Source organism: Klebsiella sp. GN_Kp190 (assembly GCF_040061795.1).
Classification (GTDB): Bacteria; Pseudomonadota; Gammaproteobacteria; order Enterobacterales; family Enterobacteriaceae; genus Klebsiella; species Klebsiella michiganensis.
In genome coordinates this window covers 19732-43142 of the sequence record NZ_JBEAFN010000011.1, presented here as the reverse complement: position 1 = coordinate 43142, position 23411 = coordinate 19732, and the positions used below count along the sequence as shown (strand labels likewise).

Genomic DNA, 23411 nt, shown 5'->3' with positions numbered 1-23411 from the left:
CGCCCGCGATAAAATCGCCGGGCGCGCTATTATTTTGATAAACGGCGATCTCAGAGTGATACGCGGTACCGGGTGGCGAGGGCGCGTACCGGCCTGCTCGCCCGCCGCACGTTAGCTTAAGGTATCAATCCATTCGCTCTGGCGCGGGTTCTGCCGACGATAGCAGTGTACCGACACCGCCAGCTGCGTCAGGTCGGTGAAGACCATCGGATCGAGCTGAATATGCTTTTTAATCTGCTGTAGCCGGTAGGTGAGCGTATTGCGATGAATCCCCAACAGCAGCGACGTTTTGCCCGGCTCGGCGTTATTGGCAATAAAGCTGCTCAGGGTATCCAGCAGCACTTCGCCGGAATCATGCTCAAGCAGCTGGCGTACGTTATTGATGAAAAAATTGACCATATAGCTGTCTTCCAGCACCCGGAACAGGCAGAGCATCGCCATTTCGCGAAAGTAGTAGATCTGCCGCTGCGGCTGCACTTTGCTCCCCACCTCAATCACCGACCTGGCGAATCGGATGGCCTCGCGAATATCCGGAGCGCTGTCCGCCTGCACGCCAATACCGATATGGTAATGGCTGATCTGATTGCTGAGGACAAACTCGATGCCCCGCAGCAGCGTTTCCTGGGATTCGCTCAGCGTATTGAGGAGCAATATTTCATTACTGCCCAGCAAAATCACGTCTCTTACCCCGGACAGCTGCGAGAATTCCCGCAGCAGCGTACTCAGTATTTCGCTTAGCTGGTGCTGTTCGACCTGGACGGTTACCACGACCGGCACCAGCGGCGCATCAAAAGCGAAGCCAAGCTCCACCAGGCGATGAAGCGCTTCCTGTCCGGCGGGCGAAGCGCCTTGATCAAGATATTGACCAAACAGTGTATCGCGCAGACGCTGTCGCCAGTTGGTTTCCCGCATCTCTATGGCCTGGCGGACCAGCAGCTCGGCGGTGAGTACCGCCAGTTCAGCATAGCGGCTGATCGCCGCGGGATCGCCGCTGATGCCCACCACCATCACCACGCGATCGTCATAGATAATGGGATGATTAATACCGGGATGCACATTCTGAAAACGCGCGGCTTCCGCAGTGTTATTAATACAAATGCGTTTACCGGTGCGTATCACCTCACGGGCGATCTCATGCTGCTCGCCGATACGATGCCGTTCACCTGAGGCAATGATCTGTCCATGATGGTCAATCACGTTCACGTTATGATGAATTATCGCCATTGCCCGGGCGACAATTTCATTAGCCAGCGCCGTCGTAATAATCATACAGTTATCCGCTTATGTGCCTCTCCGCGCCGCCCGCTCAGAAAGGTTCGTAGAACATTCTCCGCTGCGTCGGCGAGGAGCTGTTCGCATGTGTTCATCGACTCCGCCAGCGGCATAGGGCGCTGGCAGATAGACCACATCGCGTCAATATGGTGTTGATACAATTGCCGACTGCTCTCATCGCGTCCGCCGCAAAGGGCCACAACCGGTACGCCGTGGCGCGCCGCTTTGCCCGCCACGCCCACCGGGGCTTTACCAAAGGCGCTCTGACGATCGAGCCAGCCTTCCCCGACGATGGTCAGCGCGGCATCGCTAAGATGACGGTCGGCGTTAAGCAGTTCGAGCACCAGGTCAATGCCCGGGCGCAGCGTGGCACCCGCATAGGCGATTAGCGCGGCCCCCATACCGCCCGCAGCCCCGGCGCCGGGCCGTTCGCTGACGTCGTAGCCGAGCGTTTGCGTAAGCTGCCGACTGTAGTGCGCCATACCCGCCTCCAGCTCCCTGAGCGCCGCCTCGTCCGCGCCTTTCTGCGCGCCATACACCCGGGTGGCGCCATCTTCCCCGAGTAGAGGATTTGTGACGTCGCAGGAGGCCTGTATTTCGGCCTGTCGTAAGCGCGGGTCCATGGCGCTTAAATCGATGCGCTGAATATGCGCTAGGTCCTTGCCCGCCGCGGGAACCGGCAGCAGCGTGCCGTCCTCGCGCCAGAAGCGGGCGCCAAGCGCCTGGGCAAAACCGATGCCACCATCGTTGGTCGCGCTGCCGCCCAGCCCGATCATCAAACGCCGACACCCGGCATCCAGCGCCGCTTTTACCTGCTCACCCAGCCCAAAGCTGCTGGCCAGGCGCACATCCCGCTGCGCTTTCGGCGTGAGCTCCAGCCCACAGCTTTGCGCCATCTCGATAATGGCCCGTTCGCCGGGCAGGATCAGAAACGCGGCCTGTACGGAGAGACCGTAAGGCGAGGCGCAACGCTGCTGCTGCCACCTTGCGCCCTTCAGCTGCGGACTTTCCGCAAGAGCCGAGAGCAGCCCCTCTCCGCCGTCCGACACGGGCATTTCGACCAGCTCCAGCTCCTCGTCAACCCGGCGCAACCCCTGTGCTACCGCTGCGCAAGCGGCCTGCGCGCTACAGCTACCCTTAAACGAATCCAGCGCGATAACAATCTTCATGCGTTCTCCTGCGTTAATGCGCTTTGCGCGGCGTTTTATCGGTGGTCATAAGCTGCAATAACATCCCCAGCAGCGCGCATCCCGCCATGGTAAAGAAGGCGTAGATATAACCCGCCGGATTTTCCCATCCCCCACCGAACTGGATGAGCCAGCCCATAAGCAATGGCGAAATGCCGCCGCCGATAAACATCGCCGTGGTGATAATGCCGTTGGCGGTAGAGGTGGCGCGTTCTTCGGCGGAGTCCGAAGCCATGGCGTAGTAGATAGGCCACACGGCGTTGGCCACCAGGCCAAAAAATAGCTGAATGGCGATAAGGCGCGGCATATTGGTGGCGAAATAGAACAGCGCAATGCCGATACTCATCCACAGACCGCAGACGATCAGAGTACGTTTACGGCCAAAGCTATCGGAGAGCCAGGGCCAAATTATCTGGCCCAGGGTACCGGTAAGCGTGAAGATAATACTTAGCCCGGCGGATGCCGCCAGCGACAGGCCGGAGACGTGATAAAGGTACGGCGGCAGCACAACGTTAATGCCCATATAGACAATTTGCGTCAGCAGGGTATTGCCCGCCGTTAGCGAAATATTGCGGTTGCGCAGGGTGCGTAAAAAGGTCTTCATCCCTTCGCCTTTGGCAACATGGCTGCTTTCCTGGGTCGCCGGGCGCGTCATCCCCTGGCTATCGATATGCAGATAAAGCGTGTTGATGCGATCGGCGGTGGAATATTTCGCCCAGAAAATCATCAGCGGGATGGCGACGATCAGCGCCAGCAGGAAGCAGTAGCGCCAGCTGCCTTCGCCAAATGCGGAAAGCACCAGACTTGCCACCACGCCGCTCAGCAGCGCGCCAATCGGATAGCCGGTATGATGCACCCCCAGCGCGAAGCCGCGTTTCTCTTTCGGCCACCACTCTGCGGTGTTGCTGACGCCGACGGGCTCGCCCCAGCCGGCCCCGAGGTTGACGCCAACGCGCAGCAGCACAAAAGCCGTCAGCCCGTGGCTGATCGCTTTAATTCCGGAAAGAAAAGAGAGGGCGGTATAGCCCAGCACCAGCGGTACCTGAAAGCGCGCTCGCTTCCAGCCTGAACCGTAGCGATCGCTCCAGATGGAGCCGGGGATATCCAGCACCGCAAGGGCAACCATAATCAGGGCGACGACGTTGCCCCACTGTTCCGGCGAGAGCGAAAACTCTTTAGAGATGACCGGGCCAAGGCGCAGGATCATCTCGCGATCGTAGGCGTTAAGCACCCAGATTAGCCAGCAAACCAGCAGCGAAACCCAGGAGAAACGATGTATCAGCCGCTTTTTTCCACCTTGTTCGCCGGCAGGTGTGTGATTGATTGTTGTCATAGTCGTGTTTACTCCGCGGCGTCGCGACAGCATGATGCGCGCCGCCTGGTGTCAGGGTCAGAGTCAGTTCGCCGGGTATTATTGTTATCGCGGCGAGCCGGAGGTTGGCTTAGCCGGCAAAACGCCGTTCCGCTACGCCGGTCACGCCCAGGTCGTATAGGGCGAACAGGCTGCCGCGCAGCTGATTATCTTCCGGGAAGCGCGGGAGGGGCGGCTGCGCCATTGAGGTGACGTACAGCACGTCGAGGTTTTCGCCGCCGAACATTACGCTGGTCACTTTTTTCACCGGCATCTCAATGATGCGATCGACCTTGCCCTCCGGCGTGTAGCGTACCAGCTTGCCCGCGTAGACCAGCGCGTTCCACAGATAACCTTCGCTGTCCACGGTGGCGCCATCCGCCGCGCCGCCTTCGCTGCTATCGACACGGCAAAAGACTCGTTCTCCGGAGAGATCGCCGGTCGCGGTGTTGTAGTCCCAGGCGCAGATTTCGCCCGTCCAGGTATCGGCAAAATAGAACGTCTCGCCGGAGGGGCTCCAGCAGGGGGCGTTAGAGACGATGATATTTTTCTTCAGCACGTGCAGTGACAGATCGGCGTCCAGGCGATATAGCGCGCCGCTCGGCTCCTCTTCACGCATATCCATCGATCCGAACAGAAAACGTCCCTGACGATCGACTTTGCCGTCGTTGAGCCGGTTAAAGGGCCGGTCCGCTTCCGGATGGTGCAGTAGCGTCAGCTCGCCGCTGGCGAAGTCGAGCAGATGCACGCCATTCTGTAGCGCCACCACCGCGCCTTCGCCGTTCTGGCGCAGGGCGAAAGAGCCAATTTTCTGCCGCACGTCCCAGCTCTTAATCGCGCCGCCCTGCGCGTTACAGGCGAACAGGCGCCCGTCGAGGCTGTCCACCCACCAAAGACGCTGCTGTTCGACATCCCAGACCGGGCTTTCGCCGAGTCGAGTTTTTAAATCCAGTAAGACTTCGATGCGCATAAGAACCTCCTGATTACGCTTTTTCGCCGTCGGCCTGTTTTGCCGATGCACTGCCGGGGGATGACGAACTTTTGATGAACACAGACACCAGCGCGCCGACGATCAGTAGCGCGACGGCGAACCATAAGCCGGACGTTGCCGCGCCGGTGCGGTCCTCAAACGCGCCGAGAATAAACGGCCCGAGAAAGCCGCCGCACAGCCCGAGGCAGTTAAGCAGGCCGAAGCTGCCCGCCAGCATATGCCCGCTCATGATCGAGGGGAGCCAGTTAAAGATGATGGATTGCATGGCGAAGAACATGAAGGCGGCCAGCGAGAAGCCAAGCAGCGCCACGCCGTGACCGGCAATTGCGCCAATGGCCATGCCGGTCGCCATGACCAGATATCCGGCCATCAGCATGCTGCGCGAACGCTGCTCCGTCCGGGCGAAGCGCGGCAGCAGGATCCCGCCAGCGGCGGCTGCGATCCACGGGATGGCGGTCAGCAGACCGATCTGCAGCGGGGTAAGCTGGCCCCAGCTACCGATGATCCCCGGCAGGAAATAACTCAGGCCGTAAACCGAAAACTGGTGAGTAAAGTAAATCAGCACCAGCAACAAAAATACGCGGGTGGTGAGCGCTGTTTTCAGGGAAAAACGGCTCGGCGTATGGCGCGTCTCCTCGGCTTCTTTCTCCAGTACCGCGTTGATTGCCTGCACGTCGTTGCTGTCCAGCCAGCGGGCGTCAGCCGGTTTATCCGGCAGTCTGCGCCAGACGACGAAAGCCAGCGCTATCGCGGGCAGCCCTTCGATAAAGAACATCCACTGCCAGCCGTGCCAGCCGGACATTCCATCAAGGCTTAATAACAATCCGCCCAGCGGCGCGCCGATAATATTGGCCAGGCAGACTCCCAGCAGGAACAGGCCGGTGGCTTTAGCGCGCTCTTCGCGGCCAAACCAGAGGGTCAGGTAGTAAATAATGCCCGGATAGAGCCCCGCTTCGGCGGCGCCGAGCAAAAGGCGCATCACGTAAAAGGACGTAGGCCCGGTGACAAACGCCATGCCGCAGGAGATGATCCCCCAGGTGATCATGATGCGGGCGATCCAGCGGCGTGCGCCAATCCGGGTTAAAAACAGGTTGCTGGGGATCTCCAGCACCGCGTAGGTGAGAAAAAACAACCCGGCCCCGAGGCCGAATGCGGTTGCGGAAAGGCCGATATCCACCGACATGGTCGCTTTCGCCATGCCAATATTGGTACGATCAATAAAGCTGATGATGTACGCCACGATAAGCAGCGGCATCAAATGGCGGTAGATCTTTTTATGGGTGCGCTGTAGCTGCGTCCCGTTTACCGCCTTTTCATTTATTGCGGACATGGTTATTATTTCCCCGTATTCGTGGTCAGAAGCCTTGCCGGGATCGCGTCGATCCCGTTCGTCAGCTCACAGGTTGTCGCCGGGTGCTGACCCGAACGACGCCCGGCCCGAAGCCCCACTTCGGGCCGTCTTTTCCTAAGCGCCTTCGCGCTCGAACAGCATAGAAATCCCCTGGCCGCCGCCGATGCACATGGTGACCAGACCGGTGCGCGCGCCGCTGCGCGCCATTTCATACATCAGTTTGACCGGCAGGATCGCACCGCTGGCGCCCACCGGATGGCCGAGGGCGATCGCGCCGCCGTTGACGTTAACGCGGGCTGGATCGAGACGCAGATCGTTCATCACCGCCAGCGCCTGGGAGGCGAAGGCCTCATTGAGTTCAATTAAATCGATGGCGTGAACATCCATATTGAGACGGTCCATCAGGCGTCGGGTAGCGGGAGAGGGGCCAAACCCCATAATCTCCGCGCCGCAGCCGGCGACCGCCCAGCCGCGAATCCGCATGCGCGGAGTTAAGCCGCGCTGTTCCGCCTGCTGGCGGGTCATCATCACCAGCGCGGCTGCGCCGTCGTTAATGCCGGAGGAGTTGGCCGCCGTCACCACGCCGTCGGCTTTAAATGCCGGACGCAGCGCGGCGAGCTTTTCGCGCGGGGTGTCGCGCGGGTGTTCATCGGTCGCGAACAGGCGGGTCGCTTTTTTGCCGTCCGGTACCTCAAGGGCCAGAATCTGCTCGCGGAAGCGATCCTCAGCGATCGCCTTCAGCGCCTTCTGCTGGCTCGACCAGGCGAAATCGTCCATCGCTTCACGGGTAATACCGAAGCGTTGCGCGACGTTTTCCGCCGTGATGCCGTTGTGATAAGGCCCTTCTGGCCAGGTAAGGATGGAGATCAGTCCATCTTCCAGCTCGCCGTGGCCCATGCGATAGCCATCGCGCGCTTTGCGCAGGTAGTAGGGCAACTGGGTCATATTTTCCGTTCCGCAGGCGACGACCACCTCGGCCTGGCCGCTTTGCAGCTGCATCATGCCGTCCGCCAGGGCCTGAAGCCCGGAGCCGCACTGGCGGTTAACCGAATACGCGGTGCTCTCCTGCGGGATCCCCGCCCGCAGCTGGCAGATGCGGGCGATAAAACCGCTTTCGGCGATTTGCCCGACGTTGCCGACGATCGTTTCATCGATATCCTGTGGCGCAAGCCCGGCGCGGGCGATCGCTTCGCGAATAACCGCTGCCCCGAGATCGTGCTGGTGGGTATGCTTAAGACTGCCGTTAAACGTGCCAATAGCGGTACGGACGCCGCTGACAATCACAATATCATTAGCCTGTGTCATCGTTTTTCTCCTTACAGCACCATGCCGCCGCCGACGTTAATGACTTCCCCGTTGATATAGCGCGCGCCGTCGGACGCCAGAAACGCCACGCACTCGCCAACGTCTTTCGCCTCCCCGGCGTAGCCCGCAGGGATCTTGTTAATCATGATTTGCCAGACGTTTTCCGGGACGCCGCGCGTCATATCGGTATCGATAAAGCCCGGGCAGATGGCGTTAACCGTGACGCCTTTTTTCGCCAGTTCGCGGCAGGCGGTTTTGGTCATCCCCACCACGCCGGCTTTTGACGCCGAATAGTTGGTTTGTCCGACGTTGCCAAGCCAGCTGGCGGAAGCGATATTGATAATGCGGCCTGCGCCGCGCTCGCGCATGCGGATGGCGGCCTGCTGCATACAGAGAAAAGTGCCCTTCAGATTGACATCGATCACCGTGTCCCAGTCCGCTTCGGAGAGTTTGTGCAGCATGGCGTCGCGGTTGATTCCGGCGTTATTCACTACAATATCCACCGGGCCAAACGCCTCTTCGGCCTGGGAAAACAGCGCTTCGACCTGCGCTTTTTCACCGATATTGCAGCTGATAAACAGCGCCTGTGCGCCCGATTCGCGCAGGGACGCGGCGGCGGCTTCGCCGTGCGCGTCGCGATCGGCGATGATCACGCGCGCGCCTTCCCGCGCAAGCACCTGGGCAATGCCAAAGCCGATACCGCGCGCGGCGCCGGTGACAATGGCGGTTTTACTGGCAAGTTTCATAGCTAATTTCCTTATGAGTCAGAGGATGAATTCCGGGACAGATGTTCCGCGAGGCCGCAGGGCTGCGGGGTGAACAAGCGGCTGTCCATAACCTGAAGATCCGCGGCGATCGCCGGACGAAAATCCATATGCGCCAGGATGTCGCGCTCAAGATCGATACCGGGGGCGATTTCCGTCAGCACCGGCCCCTCCGGGCGCAGTTCGAAAACCGCCCGTTCGGTGACGTAATGCATGGTTTGTCCTTTGGCGCGGGCCAGCTCGCCGTTGTAGGAAACCTGATTCACCCCGGCGACGAATTTACGTACCTCGCCTTCGCGCCGGATATGCAGGGCCCCTTGTTCACAGGCGATCTCCAGCCCTTTGGCGGTAAAAGAGGAGCAGAACACGACGTGGCGGGCATTCTGGGTGATATCGATAAAACCGCCCGCGCCGGGGCAGGATGCGCCGAGCCGCGTGGCGTTGACGTGGCCGTGCGGGTCCATCTCGCCGGCGCCCATAAAGGTGATATCGACCCCCGCGCCGTTGTAATAGAGCATTTGATCCTGGTGGCTTATCATCGCGCTCAGGTTACGACCGATGCCGAAATCAACGCCGCCCGCCTGCTGCCCGCCGTAGATCCCTGACTCCACGGTGATGGTGACCTGCTCGCCGAGCCGTTCTTCGTGAATGATGGCGCCAATAACGTCGTTGGGAATGCCGGTGCCGAGATTGATGACGCAGCCGGGCGTCAGGTAGCGGCAGGCAATCCGCCCGATAAGCTTGCGCAGGTCGAGCGGCAGCGGTGCGTTCTGCGCGGCAGGCAGCTGGATATCGCCGCACAGCGCCGGATCGAAGTCCCAGCTGGAGGTCTGGCGGTGATCCATCTGCGGCTCTTCGCATACCACAATGGCGTCGATCAGGTTGCCGGGAACGATGATGCTTTTCGGATGCAGCGAGCCTTTCGCCACGCGATATTTCACCTGCGCCAGCACCTTCGCCCCATAGCGTCTGGCGGCGAGAACCGCGTGCAGAACTTCCAGCTTCATCACCTCTTCATCGGTCGTGAGGTTGCCCTCTTCATCAGCATGGGTGCCGCGCACAATGACCACGTCCAGAGGAATGGCCGGGTAGAACAGATATTCGTCGCCGCGAAACGTCACGTGCTCGATCAGATCGGGCCGTTCGCGGGTGCGGGCGTTCATCCGCCCGCCTTCCATGCGCGGATCGACAAAGGTACCGAGCCCGACGGGGGAAAGCCGCCCGGTAAGCCCGGCGGCCATCGCGCTATAGAGATGGACGATCTGCCCCTGCGGCAGACACCAGGCTTCCACTTCGTTGTTGTTGATCATCGCCATCCAGCGCGGCGCCAGGCCCCAGTGCGAGCCGATAAGCCGCGTTACCATACCCGGGTGGGCGAAGTGCTGGATGCCGCGCTGGCGATCGCTTTGCCCAGCGGCATGCAGCAGCGTCAGGTCGCGCGGTTCGCCCGCGGTCAGAAAGCGCGCTTCGATAGCGCTTAAAATGGACTCCGCCGCGCCGATAAGCGTCATCCCGACGGTGCAGACGGTGTCGCCGCTGGCGACCCGCTGGGCCGCTTGATGGGCGTCGATAAATTTGCTGCTCACTTTTTATCCTCCGTTGATAGCGTGATGATGGATTCCGCGAGGCGCGTTTTGAGCTGTTGTTTGCTCACTTTTCCGTTATGGGTGCGCGGTAAAACGCGGGTGAAAATAATGCGCGCCGGCAGCTTAAAGCGGGCGATTTTGACCTTCAGCCAGCCGAGGATCTCTTCGCTGGTCAGGTGGTGCTGGCCGTCCGGCACGATAAACGCCACCGGCTCTTCGCCATAGATCGGGCTGGGGGTCGGGATGACGGCAACTTCCCGCACTCCCCGATAGGTAGAGAGAATGTTTTCCAGCTCCAGCGAGTAAATCTTCTCTCCGCCGCGATTGATCATGTCCTTGCTGCGGTCTTTTATGTACAACCAGCCTTCATCGTCGAGATAGCCCAGGTCGCCGGTACAAAACCAGCCCTGCGCATCGCAGCTAGGGCGTCGTTCGCTGTGCTGCCAGTACTCGCGGATCACCACGTCGCCTTTTAGCCAGATATGCCCGATTTGCCCGGCGGGGAGGAGCTGCTGGCGATCGTTGCGGATCGTAATGGCGAGGCCGGGGATCGCCTGGCCCGAACTGCCGCATTTATCGCTGCCCCAGACGTCGCCCGGAAAAATCGTCGCGGGTGAGGTCGTTTCGGTGAGCCCGTAGATCGGCTGAATCGCCGTATGCGGAAACAGGGTTTTTAACTCGTTGATCAGTCCATCGCTCAGGTGGCCCGCGCCGCAGGCAATCGTGCGTAACGCGGGGAAATCGCCTGGATGACTGGCGCTCTGCTCGCGTGCCGCCTGGCAGAGAAGGATAAAGATGGTTGGCGAGCCGTGCAGAAAGGTAATGTTCTGTTCGCGCAGGGTGCCGATCACCTGCGGGGCGTTGAACCGGTGCTGCAGCCAGATGCTTGCGCCGAGGCTAATAAACAGCGCCAGCAGCGCCGACAGGCCGGTGATGTGATAGATAGGTACCGCCAGAATGGTGCTATCCGCGGCGGTGAGATTCAGTTTTTGCGTATAGGCGTCAATCGCGCAGAGCAGGTTATTGTGCGTGATAATCGCCCCTTTCGGCTCTCCGGTGGTACCGGAGGTGAACATCATCACCGCCGTATCGTCGCGGTTAACCGGGACCGGCTGGCGGGTCAGCGGTTCGGGAAGTGAGATCGCCTGCCATTCGCTGAGCGAAACCGCGCGCGCGTCGGGGGTGTTTTTCAGCCAGTCCTGCACGGTCGCATCGAACAGCACGACCCGCGGGGCGATATGGCCCACCAGCTCCTCGCTTTCGGCCTGCTTAAGCTTAGTGCTGAAAGGCACCACTTCGATGCCCAGACCAAGCGCGGCAAAAAGGACTTCGCAAAAAGCGGGATGATTCCCCCAGGCCAGTAGGATTCGATCGCCTTTGCGCAGCGACCAGATCTGGTCAAGCTGCGCCATCGCTCGCTGTACCCGCAGGTGAAAATCGCGGTACAGATAGCGCCGATCCTCAAACGCCAGCGCCAGGGCATCCGGGCTGCGGGCGGCGCTGTGTCTCAGGGCCTGGTACAGATTCTGGAAGTCGGCGGAGGTGCTGCTCATTTGTCTCTCCTGATATTGCGTATTGACTGGAAGTAGTCTGGGGAAATTCAGGAGAGGAAATTGCCGAATGGCTCACAATAGAAAATCAACAAAACAGAAGCAATTTTGTAACATTGCACAATAGGCAGGAGAGGTCGGTTGGGGGAGAGAAAATCTGGAAGCAGGCAGGCTTTTGTAAAGCCTGAGGAAGCCCACTTTTAGACCCGTGTTAACCGGGCCTAAAAGGGAGAAGGGGATCAGCCCGGCCGCTTAGCGCTTAAAGGCATCAAACTCGAGCCGTTCGCCATCGGGGCCGCGAATAAGCAGGAAGCGCACATTTTCTTCCTCAATCGGCCCTTCATCGAGCGGATAACCGAGCGCCGCCAGCCGCTGCTGCACCGCATCCAGATCGCTGACTTCCAGTGCCAGATGATCGATACCGCAGCGAGGGGCGTCAAAAGGCGTTCCTTCGGGAAGCTGGTACAGCTCGAGGACGGCGCCCGCCATTTCAAGAAACGCGACTTCAATAGCGCCCTGCGGCGACGGTTTGCTAAACCGCTGCTGGCGCTGAAAGCCCAGCGGTTCATAGAAGGCAAGCGAACGCGTTAAGTCGCTGACCTGATAGCCAATATGAGCAATCGTGTTGATCAGTTCGCGCATGTTATACCCCCTTACGCACGCACCAGAAACCGTAGAAAGCGACATACACAAAGCACACAAGTGGGGCGATAAAGGCGATTTGCATATTGCCGCCGTTCATATCCGAGATAATGCCCATCACCAGCGGAATAACGGCCCCGCCGATAATCGACATCACCACGATCGAGCCTGCGGTCTGGGTATCTTTCCCCATCCCTTTGATGACCAGACCAAAGTTTGTCGGCCAGCATGGCGCCATACAGAAGCTGACCAGAATGAGCGCATAGACCGCCAGCATTGAACTGCTGAATACGGCAACCAGTAAAAGGGCGGTGGCGGCCAGGGCAAAGGTACCGAGCAGCAGCGCCGGATTCAGGCGGTTCATCAACCAGGTGGCCACGGTTTTACCCACGGCGTAAATCACCAGAGAAGCCAGCAGCCAGTAAGTCGCGGAGTGCTCGCTGGTGCCCTGCTGCACGAGCTGCACAAAGCGAATCGTGAAGCTCCATACGCCAACCTGGGCGCCGACGTACAAAAACTGCGACAGGATCCCGAGGCGAAAGCGCGGGATGGCAAACAGGCGTTTCAGCGTAGGCCCCATGCTTTCCGTCGGGAGCTGCTGCTGCTGAGAGGGCGTGCCCTTGCAGGACGGGAATTTAATAAACACGAACACCAGCGCCAGCACCACCAGCACGGAGCCGATAATCAGATAGGGCCCGACCACCTGGCCGACCATCTGATGGCGCGCGGCGTCCGCGGCGGCGGCGGGCATCGCCAGCAGCTGTTCATGGCTCGCATCGTTTTCGCCGAAGACCATCACCTGGCCAATCAGCACGCCGGAAATCACGCCCAGCGAGTTGAAGATCTGCGAAAAGTTAATGCGCTGGGTGGAGGAGTGGATCGGGCCCAGCAGGCTGGAGTAGGTGTTTGCCGAGGTTTCCAGAAAAGAGAGTCCGCAGGCGATCACCCCCAGGCAGGCGAGGAACGCGCCGTAGGTCATGATCTGCGCGGCCGGGACGAACAGGAAACAGCCGAGGGCGTACAGGCACAGCCCAATAATAATCGCCGCTTTATAGGAATAACGCTTAATCAGCGCCGCCGCAGGCAGGGCGACAAAGAAGTAGCCGAGGAAAAAAATCGACTGCACCAGCGCCGTCTGGGTATCCGTTAAATCGAAGCCCTTTTTAAACTGGGCGATCAAAATATCATTCAGGTTGCCCGCCATCCCCCACAGCGCAAACAGGCAACAGACCAGTAAAAATTGCAGCCAGGGGGTGTGCGGTAAATACGCGCTGGTGTCCAGTTTTTCATTGTGGACCGCCGCTTTATCGACCTTATCCGTGATTAGCGTACTCATTGAGCTATCCTCTTAATGGTTTTTATACAGTAGGGTTTAAGCCATTTCATAATCAGAGGCGGCACGTAAAAGCCGTTCTCGTGCCTCCTGGTAATCCGGTAAAGATGATGCGCCCTGCTTTTCGACGCTGACGGCGGCGTACGCCGCCGCAAATCGCGCCGCGCTATGCAGCGGCTCGCCGCAGGCCAGACGCGCCGCCAGCGCGCCGTTAAAGGCATCGCCCGCGCCGGTGGTATCGCGGGGATGAGAAGGAAAGCACGGAACAGGGAATTTCACGCCCTGCTCGCTCAGCAGGGCGCCCTTTGCGCCGAGGGTGATAATGACGTTGCGCGCGCCCTGAGCATGCAGCGCATCGGCGGCCTCGGCCGCGGCCGCCAGAGAGTCAACCCGGCGCCCGGTCATTAACCCGGCCTCTGTGGCGTTCGGCGTGAGCAAATCCACTTTGCTTAGAAAGGCGTGCTCAACGGGCTGCCAGGGGGCGGGATTGAGCACCACGAAGGCCCCGGCTGCTTTCGCGGCGTCAACGACCTGTTCAATGGCGGAAAGATTGTTCTCCAGCTGAACCAGCACCACATCCGCGCAGCCGATAGCGGGAATGCAGCCGGCGATTTCATCATCGGTCACCGTCATATTCGCGCCGGGGTCGACGGCAATCATGTTTTCGGCATCGTTGCCGGCCACATAAATCAGCGCATTGCCGGTGGGGACCTCTTCGGCGACCAGCAGCGTCACGGCGTTAAACCCCACGCCCTTCAGATGACGGCGGGCAAAATGGCCGAAGGTATCATTGCCAATCTTGCCGATATAGTGAACATTCGCCCCCGCTTTTAGCGCGGCGGTGGCTTGGTTCGCCCCTTTTCCGCCGGCGCTGGTCATGCTCCCGCAGGCCACTAACGACTCGCCCGGCACCGGAAAGCGCTCCACTCTGGCCACCATGTCGAAATTGAATGAACCAAAAACACAGACTTTTCCTGACATCATTCGCTCCTTTATACGTGCTCGGGGGAGTGCAGCGCGGCGGACAGATCCCGGGACATTTTTTCCCAGGCCTGCTCGAGCGGCATATCCGGGCGGAATAAACCGCTGCTGCCCATCACCAATACCTGCGCCCCGGCTCCCAGCAGCTCACGGTAGGTGTTGCGGTTACATGAGCCGTCGACTTCCAGCAAGAAGTTGAGGCTGCGGCTCTCTTTTAACTGATGAAGCTGCGCGATTTTGGCGGTCATTTCGGGAATAAACGGCTGACCGGCATAGCCCGGATCGACGGTCATCACCGTGACCTTATCGAGCAGATGCTGATAGTGCTGGATGCTCTCAACCGGCGTGGCGGGATTGAGCACCATCCCCACCTCTTTCCCCGCCTGGCGAAGCATATTGATGACCCGAAAAGCTTCGCGGCAGATGGTTTCCGGATGCAGTGAAATGGCGTCTGCTCCGGCTTCTATCAGCGCCGGGATAAACGGGGCGGGCTCTTCGACCATCAGGTGGACATCAATGGGAAGCGACGTATAGGGCCGAATCTGCGCCACAAAGCTGGCCGATAGCGCCAGGTTTTTCACATAGTGCCCGTCCATCACGTCGACGTGCAGCCTGTCGGCTTTGCCGTTTAAAAAGTGCAGCTGTTCCGCCAGCTTCATCATGTCCATACACATGAGCGAGGGAGAAAGGTAATAACGCATAAGGCCTCTTTTATTCCGGTAGTGGCTGATTTCAGGCAAAGTCTGGCCCTGCCGCGGGAAGCAGCGTTTCGACAATGCGCGTAGTCACCGTCACGTCATGACGGCGTACTCAGGCGATCTGTAGCCCGACGTTATGCCAGGTCATCTCTTTTTCCAGCAGCGGATCGACAAACTTTTCGGTGATTAAACAGTCCAGCTCGCCCAATCCGCCGATCCGCGCGACGCCTGTTCGCCCCAGCTTGCTGCCGTCGACCAATGCCACGGTCTGACGGGCGGCCAGCATCATCTGTTTCAACAGGGCGGCGTGGGCTTCCGTACCCGCATATAAACCGCTGTCGCGCTCCAGACCCTGGCAGGAGAAAAAGAGCGTATCGACGGCGTACTCCCGCAGCGTTCGTGAGGCGGTTTCACCGAAGAACGCCTCCTCGGTCGGGGAAAAATCGCCCCCCAGTCCCACGAGATGCAACGAGCGTCTGCTCATCAGCGTTTGCAAGATGCGGATAGAGGGCGTGATAACCGTTAGCGCCATCTCCGGCATCTGCCGGGCCAAAAACCAGCTGGTGCTGCTGCCGTCCAGGACGATGGTCTGTCCCGGCTGGAGGCACTGCAGCGCTTTGCGGGCAACGCGCATTTTTCCTTCGCTGTGCAGCAGCGTTCTCTGCTGAAAGCTTCCCTGGCTATCTTCGACCGGCAGGGCGGGCGACGCCGCTCGGATCGCCGGCAGCGGGTTCTCCGCCGCCAGCGCTCCGCCATGGCTCCGATTTAAAATCCCTTTCCGTTCCAGCTCGCTCAGATCGCGGCGAATCGTTTCCCTGGAGACCCGAGTCGCTTGCGCAATCTCATTCACCCGCATCACGCCGCGTTGGCCCAGCAGTTCAACAATCAAACGATGACGTTCCAGCGGCAACATAGCTCTCTCCTGAAGTACATAATCAGATTACCTTTCCCTTGCGCAGGGCGTTGAGACCTCCGGAATATCCGGCGAAGGCGACCTTTTTGTCGCCGGTCAATGTGACAGCGTACGCATTTTGGCGTCATATCCGGCAGCGGTTTCGCTCTCTCGCCCGTTATTCAGGCATAAACAAAAACAAACAAAAATAAATGCAATATTGCCTTTGCGCCCGTTTATGCCCGTTTACGCCCGTTCATCAAGGGCATCGCTCATTTCCCGCCTGCTAATTAAAAGCAAATGAAAATAAAAAAATGCTAATTTGATCACGTTATTTTCATTTGATGCGTTTTTAAATGGATTTAAGCCGATTAAGAGCATTAAATGAAAGCAACTAAAAACAAAGAGCAGGATAAAACCATGAATGAAACAACCCGTCGTTTTGCACGTTTAGTCGACCTGAGCGCAGTCCAGGCCACCAGTACCGAAGCGGACGTTCGCGCCTGCGCCGAGCTGGCAACCCGATACAACATTATTTCCGTCCACGTTCTGCCCTGCTGGACGCGTTTTCTCAGTACGTTGCTGCCGCAGCAGGGGACGGGGGAGGTGATGATTGGCGGACCGGTCGGCTTTCCCGGCGGCGGGCATGCGACTGACACCAAGGTTCAGGAAGTGCGGCAGCTGATTGCCGATGGCGCCCGCGAAGTGGATATGGTGGTGAGTATCGGCAAAGTGTTATCCGGCGATTATGACTATGTGCGCGAAGATTTGCGCCGCGTGGTGGAGGCCGCCGCGCCGGTACCGGCGAAGGTGATCCTCGAAACGCACTATCTCAATGAGGAGCAGATTCGCCGCGTGTGCGATATCGCCGTAGAGGTGGGGATGAAGTGGGTCAAAACCTCCACCGGCTGGGCGCCGACCGGCGCGACGGTGGAAAAAGTCAGCATTATTGCCGACCAGCTTAAAGGACGAATCGATATCAAAGGCGCCGGGGGGATTCGCGATCTGGCAACGGTGCGCGCCCTGTACCAGCTTGGCGTCCGCCGCTTTGGCATGAGCCATGGCGCGGTCACAAAGGTGCTGGCTGAACTGGAGCAGCACCCGGAACGCTTTCCCGAGCTGAACGCCGATTAAACTGAGAGACCGCGGGCCTGATGGCCCGCCTTAAGACGTCACCGGAGTCAGTGATGAAAGATAAAATACTCACGATTGATGTTGGCACTGGCAGTACCCGCGCCGCTCTTTTGCGCGTTGACGGCACGATGGTCGGCTTTGCGCAAAGAGAGTATGAACAGACCACGCCGCGTGCGGGTTGGTCAGAACAGGCCCCGTCTTTATGGTGGCAGGCCGCCTGCGACTGTATACGCGAGGTGCTTTACCGCTATCCTGAAACGGCTGCGCAGATTGCGGTTATTGGCGCCTGCGGGCAGATGCACGGCACCGTCCTGCTGGACGATCGCGGCGAGCTGGTGGAGGACAGGGCGCTGCTGTGGAATGATAAGCGCAGCCAGCCGCAGGTGGAAGCTTTTACCGCGCGCGAAGGGCGGGAAAAGTGGCTGGCGCATTTAAATAATCCACCCGCGGCGGCGTGGCCCGCTTTCAAATTAGCCTGGTGGCGTGAACATCATCCGGAGCGCTGGTCAAAGCTCGCCAAGGTATTGATGCCGAAGGACTATATTAATTTCATGCTGACCGGCGCTCTGGCGACCGACTATAGCGAGGCGTCCTGCTATTTCCTGATGGACAGCGAAACCCGCGCCTGGTCTTCGCAAGCCTGCGAAACGTTTGGCCTGCGGGTCGATCAGCTACCGGACCTCAAACTTTCCAGCGACATTATCGGCCAGGTAACCCCACGCGCCGCCGGCCTGACGGGCCTGCCTCCAGGGATCCCGGTGGTTGCCGGTACGTCGGACATGGCGGCCTCTCTGCTGGGCTCGGGAGTATATGAGCCGGGGATGGCGTCCGACTCCACCGGCACGTCGACGCTGATCACCGTGGTGTCGCCGCGGCCGTTACGCCACCCGCTGGTCAATAACCTTCATCTGGCTAACGCGGCCTGGGGCGGATTTACGATTCTCGACGCCGGCGGCGATGCCGTCCGCTGGGCGCGGCTGGCGCTTGCCGATAACCAGATTACCCACCCGCAGCTTTTGCAGGAAGCGGCGGCGGTGCCGGCCGGTGCGGAAGGGCTGCTCTTTCTTCCCTATCTGACGGGAGAGCGCCTGGCCGAACACACGAACTCGCGGGCGCAGTTCTTCGGCCTGCAGCGCAAGCATCGCCGCGGTCATTTATTCCGCGCGGTCCTGGAAGGGGTGGCCTTTGCGTCCTGGCGCAATCTGCGCCAGCTGCAGGCGTGCGGGCAATATCCGCAACAAATGATCGCTTCCGGCGGCGGCGCGCGCAGCCCGCTGTGGCTTGAAATCAAAGCCGCGGCGTACAATCTTCCGATATTATCTACGCGCAACCAGGAGAATGGCGTCACCGGATGCGGTATTATCGCCGGGGTTGGCGCGGGGCTGTACGCGGATTTTGCCAGCGGCGTGAGGCAGACGGTGCAGTTCGGTAAGCTGATTTCGCCGGATCCCCGTCTGCGGGATTATTACCACGCCTGCAGCGAGCTTTTTGATACGCTCTACCGGCAATCCGCCGCCTTATACGACAGGCTGGATGCCCTGAGCGCAGGACCCGACTGATAAGCAACGGTAAGCCAGCGCCGCGTCGCGCGTAACGTGCCGTAAATAAGAGAGAGGCAGAATGTTTGCAGAAGAAAGACAGGAGAAGTTGCTCAGTATTCTCAGGGAAAAACGCAAAGTGGCTGTTTCTGAGATGTGTGACGTCTTTAATGTATCTGGCGCCACCATTCGTGCCGATCTCCGCCAGCTGGAAGAGGAGGGGCTGCTGACCCGTACACACGGCGGCGCCGTCCTTCGCACGCGGGCGAGCTTTGAACAGGCATCGGACGCGCGTGAAATTGTCAACCTCAGCGCGAAAGAGCGGATCGGCCAGCGCGCGGCGGCGCTGGTTGAGGATGGCGACATTATCGTGCTGGATACCGGCACAACGACCCTGCATATCGCGCGCAATATTCGCGACCGACAAAACGTCACGGTGGTCACCAACGATTACCAAATCGCCCGCGAGCTGGAAGCCAGCCCCTCGATTCAAACCATTCTGCTGGGCGGGATCGTGAAGAAGGGGTACCACTGCGTGGTGGCGATCAACGGACGCTCTATTCTTGATACCCTGAACGTCGATAAAGCGTTTATGGGCGCCAATTCGCTGTCGCTGAAACACGGCGCCTGCGTGGCCGATATCATGCTGGCAGAAACGAAACGCGGCATGGTTGAACACGCCAGCCAGGTGATTATCGTCTGCGACTACAGCAAGCTGAATAATACCTCGCTTGCCCAGTTTACCGCCGCGGATCGGATTGATACCGTGGTGGTCGATCGTCTGCCCGATGACGTTCAGGCGTATCGTAATGCCGGCATTCAGGTGATCTCCCTGGATGAAGAGGCGCACCTCTAGCGTTCTGTTCCGGCAGCGGCGTACCGATCCGGAGTACTACAGTAAAGGGCTCGGTATTGCGCCGCGTATCAACCCGGCGCTGGAGAAAGTGACGGCTTCTCCCGAATATAGCGCAATTAAAGCGCGCTGGATTAAAGCGTCGTTGATAGTGGCGTACAGGAAAGATACCCCCTGAAGGGTATAGCCCCTCAAACGTTCCTGTATGCCATCGGGAGCATCGGCTTATCCGTCAACGAACAAACGGTTACTGGTTCTCTCCCTTTTTAAAAGTTTTCAATACATTATGCGCGTAGCTAATATAATTCTTAGCACGCGGACATTTAAAATGTAACGCGAAACTTCTGAAAAACATGTCCAATGAAATAAAAAGTGGATTTTATTTCAATCTTTATGTCAGAATCGCGTTATGGCAATAAAAACCATATTTTATATATTGTCATTATGCGAGCCATAATGAGCGGATACTACCGAACGCTACAGAAATAATATTCTGAGGCGTTGTCTGATTATTCGCATGGAGAATTATCGTGATGCTATCCTGTCTTAAAAACCTCGCTGGTGATTATATAGGATATAAATCATATGGCAGGAACAATAAATGAGTTCGATGACAAATAGCCTGGAAAGATTAAGGAAGGAAAAGGAGGAGATAAAGCGACAGCGGCGTGAGTTTAAAATAAAATTCGTGTGCTTATATGTCTCAATATTGTCACATCTAAAAGCAAATCCTGATAATAAAGTTACCAAGGGTTCTTTTGGTGATGCTAAAAAAATCACCGTGGCAAACGATGGTTTCTTTTTTGATATTAGTTTCAAATATGACTACGCAAGAAATAAAGTGCGGATTATTGTATCTGAAGAAAGCCTGTCGCTGAAAGTCAGGCTCACCCTGCGGCTGACGGCATCAAAAGCGAAATGGCGCATTGTAAAAATATCCCATAAAAAGTTTAAGTATATTTTTAGAGTCATGAAGCCACAGCTGATTGAGGAGCTTATCGTCTTTTTGATCCGCTATCTGTAGATATTTCCTCTCCGCCAATGGGCCAATGAGCCGGGATGCTCGCTTCGATCGTTCTTCCGGCTGCAGGTTGGATATTTCCTGCCGCGAGTTCCTCCTGGTTTGAGTCGATGAGAATGTCATTAAACGGCATTACTCAATAAAGCCCCCATTAATGCTGTTTTTTCCCGCTTTTACCCCTTTTATCGCCCGGGTTTTCTGGCGGGATGAAGTTGCCAGGGTGATTTCTTAACTCCTTGTAAATAAATGAAAAAGTATCATTTTTGTCATGAATGCCTCTGTCAATCACATTTCCTCTGTCGCCAACTTTAAATCTGTAAAAGTAGACGTTTGTCGACTTTTCATCTAAAAAGTTGGGGGAAGGGACTAGACAGGACCATTATTAGGTTATCAAATGGTTAAATTACGTCACATTAAATGTGAATGATTGGCCTTGTGTATAAAAGGCCAACACGCTTTCCGCTGCGTTAAAGCGCTGCGGACATCTTTGGGAGAAGTTATGCATTCCTCTGTTAATAAAAATGAAACTCGGACCTTTTTTGGTCATCCTTACCCCCTCGGTTCGCTGTTTTTCACCGAAATGTGGGAACGGTTCTCGTTTTACGGTATTCGACCATTACTGATCCTGTTTATGGCGGCCACCGTCTATGACGGCGGGATGGGGCTGGCGCGCGAGAACGCGTCGGCCATTGTCGGGATCTTTGCCGGGACCATGTATCTTGCCGCACTGCCCGGCGGCTGGCTGGCGGATAACTGGCTCGGGCAACAAAAGGCGGTCTGGTACGGCTCGATTCTGATCGCCCTCGGCCATCTCTCCATCGCGCTGTCGGCGGTGATGGGGGATAGCCTGTTCTTTATTGGCCTGATGTTTATCGTGCTCGGTTCCGGCCTGTTCAAAACCTGTATTTCGGTGATGGTCGGTACGCTGTACAAGAAAGGCGATGCGCGCCGCGACGGCGGCTTCTCGCTGTTCTATATGGGCATCAACATGGGGTCGTTTATCGCCCCGCTGATCTCCGGCTGGCTGATTAAATCTCACGGCTGGCACTGGGGCTTCGGCATCGGCGGCATCGGGATGCTGGTCGCGCTGATTATCTTCCGCGTCTTTGCCGTTCCGGCGATGAAACGCTACGACAGCGAAGTCGGCCTCGACTCCACCTGGAACAGCCCGGTAGTGAAACGAAACGGCGTCGGCGCATGGCTGCTGGCGCTGACGGTCGGTGTGGCGGTTATCATCGCGTTGATTGCCCAGGGCGTTATCGTGATTAACCCGGTGGCGGTCGCCAGCGTGCTGGTCTACGTGATTGCGGCGTCGGTGGTGCTCTATTTTATCTACCTGTTCGTCTTCGCCGGACTGAGCCGCAAAGAGCGCGCCCGCCTGCTGGTATGCTTTATCCTGCTCATCTCCGCCGCCTTTTTCTGGTCGGCGTTTGAGCAGAAACCGACCTCGTTTAACCTGTTCGCTAACGACTATACCAACCGTATGCTCGGCTCCTTCGAGATCCCGGCGGTGTGGTTCCAGTCGATCAACGCCCTGTTTATTATTTTGCTGGCGCCGGTATTCAGCTGGGCATGGCCTGCGCTGGCGCGCAAAAACGTCCGTCCGAGCAGCATCACTAAGTTTGTTATCGGTATTTTATGCGCGGCGGCGGGCTTTGGTCTGATGATGCTGGCGGCGCAAAACGTCCTGAGCAACAACGGCGCGGGCGTTTCGCCGATGTGGCTGGTGGGCAGTATTCTGATGCTGACGCTGGGGGAGCTGTGCCTTAGCCCGATTGGCCTGGCGACCATGACCCTGCTGGCGCCGGAAAGAATGCGCGGCCAGATGATGGGGCTGTGGTTCTGCGCCAGCGCCCTGGGTAACCTGGCGGCGGGCCTGATTGGCGGGCACGTGAAGGCCGATCAGCTGGATATGCTGCCTGACCTGTTCGCACGCTGCTCCATTGCGCTGCTGATCTGCGCCGCGGTGCTGTGCCTGCTGATTGTTCCGGTTCGCCGGATGCTGGAAAACACCCGCAGCGACAAGCCGCAGGAGCCCGCGGCTAACGCGTAATCCCGCAAAAACCCGGCGCGTTCTGCGCCGGGTTTATCCCTTAACGGTAAACAATACCGCCATCGATCAGAATCGACTGACCGGTAACATAATCGGAGTCCGGGCCTGCCAGATAAGAGACCAGGCTTGCCACATCGTCCGGCGTTTCGGCGCGGCCAAGGGCGATGCCTTCCACGTATTTTTTATAGGTTTCGCCCACCGGCGCACCGGTAATGTCGGCGAAGCGCTTATCGATCTCGGTCCACATTCCGGTTCCCACAATCCCCGGACAGTAGGCGTTTACCGTGATGCCGCGGCTGGCGTACTCTTTCGCCGCTGCCTGCGTCAGGGCGCGTACGGCAAATTTGGTGGCGGAATAGACGCCCAGCAGCGCGAAACCATCATGACCGGCGATAGAGCAGGCGTTGATGATTTTCCCTTTCTGCTGACGATCGATGAATTTTTTCGCCGCCGCCTGAATGCCCCACAGGGTACCCTGAACGTTGATGCGCATGATGCGGTCCACTTCTTCAGGCGTCACATCGGCCAGCGCCTGAACCTGGGCGATCCCGGCGTTGTTCACGATAATATCAAAGCCGCCCAGCTGTTTTTCCGCTTCATCAATGGCGGCGTATACCTGCGCGCGGTCGGCGATGTTAGCGACGAAGGTGGCCGCTTTACGCCCCAGCGCTTCCACTTCGGCGGCGACGGCGGCAATCCCTTCTGGGTTCACGTCGACCAGCATCACCGACGCGCCGTCTTTAGCCAGACGCAACGCGATACCGCGACCAATGCCCTGACCGGCGCCGGTCACCAGCGCAACTTTATTTTCGATAGCCATGTCTGTACTCACCTTGTACTGATTAATAAACCAGGGAGGCCCGCGGCCGATGTCGTCGTAGCCGCTGCGGCGAATGGCACTACTCTATC

Annotated in this window: 21 protein-coding genes; 6 read left to right on the top strand and 15 right to left on the bottom strand. The window is 58.3% G+C overall.

All coding sequences use genetic code 11. The features are described 5' to 3' along the window. Positions 1–111: 111 nt before the first annotated feature. The 14 genes from ABLU67_RS08430 to ABLU67_RS08365 form a co-directional block, all read right to left on the bottom strand. Positions 112–1269, bottom strand: a complete 1158-nt coding sequence (locus ABLU67_RS08430) for a sugar diacid recognition domain-containing protein (protein ID WP_014226730.1) — start codon at positions 1267–1269, stop codon at positions 112–114. After that, positions 1266–2441 (bottom strand): glycerate kinase, encoded by a 1176-nt coding sequence (locus tag ABLU67_RS08425; protein ID WP_348852246.1) that lies wholly within the window; start codon positions 2439–2441, stop codon positions 1266–1268. The genes ABLU67_RS08430 and ABLU67_RS08425 overlap by 4 nt, the downstream gene beginning before the upstream one ends. Positions 2442–2454: 13 nt before the next feature. Beyond that, on the bottom strand, positions 2455–3825 hold the full coding sequence (locus ABLU67_RS08420) for an MFS transporter (protein ID WP_023321586.1): 1371 nt from the start codon (positions 3823–3825) through the stop codon (positions 2455–2457). A 76-nt stretch (positions 3826–3901) separates the two neighbouring features. Continuing rightward, the gene (locus tag ABLU67_RS08415; protein WP_004115225.1) at positions 3902–4780 is read right to left on the bottom strand and encodes an SMP-30/gluconolactonase/LRE family protein; all 879 of its coding nucleotides are present in this window, start codon (positions 4778–4780) and stop codon (positions 3902–3904) included. 13 nt (positions 4781–4793) lie between these two features. Continuing rightward, on the bottom strand, positions 4794–6131 hold the full coding sequence (locus tag ABLU67_RS08410; RefSeq protein WP_025106028.1) for an MFS transporter: 1338 nt from the start codon (positions 6129–6131) through the stop codon (positions 4794–4796). A 135-nt stretch (positions 6132–6266) separates the two neighbouring features. After that, complete coding sequence (locus tag ABLU67_RS08405) at positions 6267–7457, bottom strand: thiolase family protein (protein ID WP_348852245.1); 1191 nt, start codon at positions 7455–7457, stop codon at positions 6267–6269. A gap of 11 nt (positions 7458–7468) precedes the next feature. Next, positions 7469–8203, bottom strand: coding sequence for a 3-oxoacyl-ACP reductase FabG (gene fabG, locus ABLU67_RS08400; protein ID WP_032720110.1), 735 nt, complete (start codon positions 8201–8203; stop codon positions 7469–7471). Between the two features lie 11 nt (positions 8204–8214). After that, the gene (locus ABLU67_RS08395) at positions 8215–9807 is read right to left on the bottom strand and encodes a CoA-transferase (RefSeq protein WP_348852244.1); all 1593 of its coding nucleotides are present in this window, start codon (positions 9805–9807) and stop codon (positions 8215–8217) included. Further along, positions 9804–11360 (bottom strand): class I adenylate-forming enzyme family protein, encoded by a 1557-nt coding sequence (locus tag ABLU67_RS08390; RefSeq protein ID WP_025106030.1) that lies wholly within the window; start codon positions 11358–11360, stop codon positions 9804–9806. The genes ABLU67_RS08395 and ABLU67_RS08390 overlap by 4 nt, the downstream gene beginning before the upstream one ends. 249 nt (positions 11361–11609) lie before the next feature. Beyond that, entirely contained in the window at positions 11610–11999 is a 390-nt protein-coding gene (locus tag ABLU67_RS08385) for a VOC family protein (RefSeq protein WP_032694034.1), read from the bottom strand. A gap of 1 nt (position 12000) precedes the next feature. After that, the gene (fucP, locus tag ABLU67_RS08380) at positions 12001–13335 is read right to left on the bottom strand and encodes an L-fucose:H+ symporter permease (protein WP_185219825.1); all 1335 of its coding nucleotides are present in this window, start codon (positions 13333–13335) and stop codon (positions 12001–12003) included. Positions 13336–13371: 36 nt separating this feature from the next. Then, complete coding sequence (locus ABLU67_RS08375; protein ID WP_185220168.1) at positions 13372–14313, bottom strand: ribokinase; 942 nt, start codon at positions 14311–14313, stop codon at positions 13372–13374. An 11-nt stretch (positions 14314–14324) separates the two neighbouring features. Next, the gene (gene alsE, locus ABLU67_RS08370) at positions 14325–15014 is read right to left on the bottom strand and encodes a D-allulose 6-phosphate 3-epimerase (protein ID WP_148849841.1); all 690 of its coding nucleotides are present in this window, start codon (positions 15012–15014) and stop codon (positions 14325–14327) included. A 109-nt stretch (positions 15015–15123) separates the two neighbouring features. Continuing rightward, positions 15124–15924, bottom strand: a complete 801-nt coding sequence (locus ABLU67_RS08365) for a DeoR/GlpR family DNA-binding transcription regulator (RefSeq protein ID WP_025106034.1) — start codon at positions 15922–15924, stop codon at positions 15124–15126. A gap of 363 nt (positions 15925–16287) precedes the next feature. Between ABLU67_RS08365 and deoC the strand changes: the two genes are divergently transcribed. The 6 genes from deoC to ABLU67_RS08335 all read left to right on the top strand — a co-directional run bounded on the left by deoC (position 16288) and on the right by ABLU67_RS08335 (position 22502). Then, positions 16288–17037: a deoxyribose-phosphate aldolase gene (deoC, locus tag ABLU67_RS08360; RefSeq protein ID WP_219558615.1), complete on the top strand. Its 750-nt coding sequence runs from the start codon at positions 16288–16290 to the stop codon at positions 17035–17037. A 53-nt stretch (positions 17038–17090) separates the two neighbouring features. Beyond that, positions 17091–18596, top strand: coding sequence for an FGGY-family carbohydrate kinase (locus tag ABLU67_RS08355; RefSeq protein WP_064358898.1), 1506 nt, complete (start codon positions 17091–17093; stop codon positions 18594–18596). Positions 18597–18657: 61 nt separating this feature from the next. Then, entirely contained in the window at positions 18658–19431 is a 774-nt protein-coding gene (locus ABLU67_RS08350; RefSeq protein ID WP_009654966.1) for a DeoR/GlpR family DNA-binding transcription regulator, read from the top strand. Next, positions 19412–19606 carry a hypothetical protein gene (locus ABLU67_RS08345; RefSeq protein WP_177952253.1) on the top strand — a complete coding sequence of 65 codons (195 nt, stop codon included), beginning with the start codon at positions 19412–19414 and terminating at the stop codon, positions 19604–19606. The genes ABLU67_RS08350 and ABLU67_RS08345 overlap by 20 nt, the downstream gene beginning before the upstream one ends. A gap of 423 nt (positions 19607–20029) precedes the next feature. Further along, positions 20030–20452 carry a hypothetical protein gene (locus ABLU67_RS08340; protein ID WP_009654947.1) on the top strand — a complete coding sequence of 141 codons (423 nt, stop codon included), beginning with the start codon at positions 20030–20032 and terminating at the stop codon, positions 20450–20452. Positions 20453–20948: 496 nt separating this feature from the next. After that, a complete protein-coding gene (locus ABLU67_RS08335; RefSeq protein WP_004124798.1) occupies positions 20949–22502 on the top strand; it encodes a peptide MFS transporter in 1554 nt (517 codons plus the stop codon). A gap of 40 nt (positions 22503–22542) precedes the next feature. Here the strand turns inward: ABLU67_RS08335 and ABLU67_RS08330 are convergent, their stop codons facing one another. After that, the gene (locus ABLU67_RS08330; RefSeq protein WP_032751132.1) at positions 22543–23322 is read right to left on the bottom strand and encodes an acetoin reductase; all 780 of its coding nucleotides are present in this window, start codon (positions 23320–23322) and stop codon (positions 22543–22545) included. Between the last annotated feature and the right edge of the window lie 89 nt (positions 23323–23411).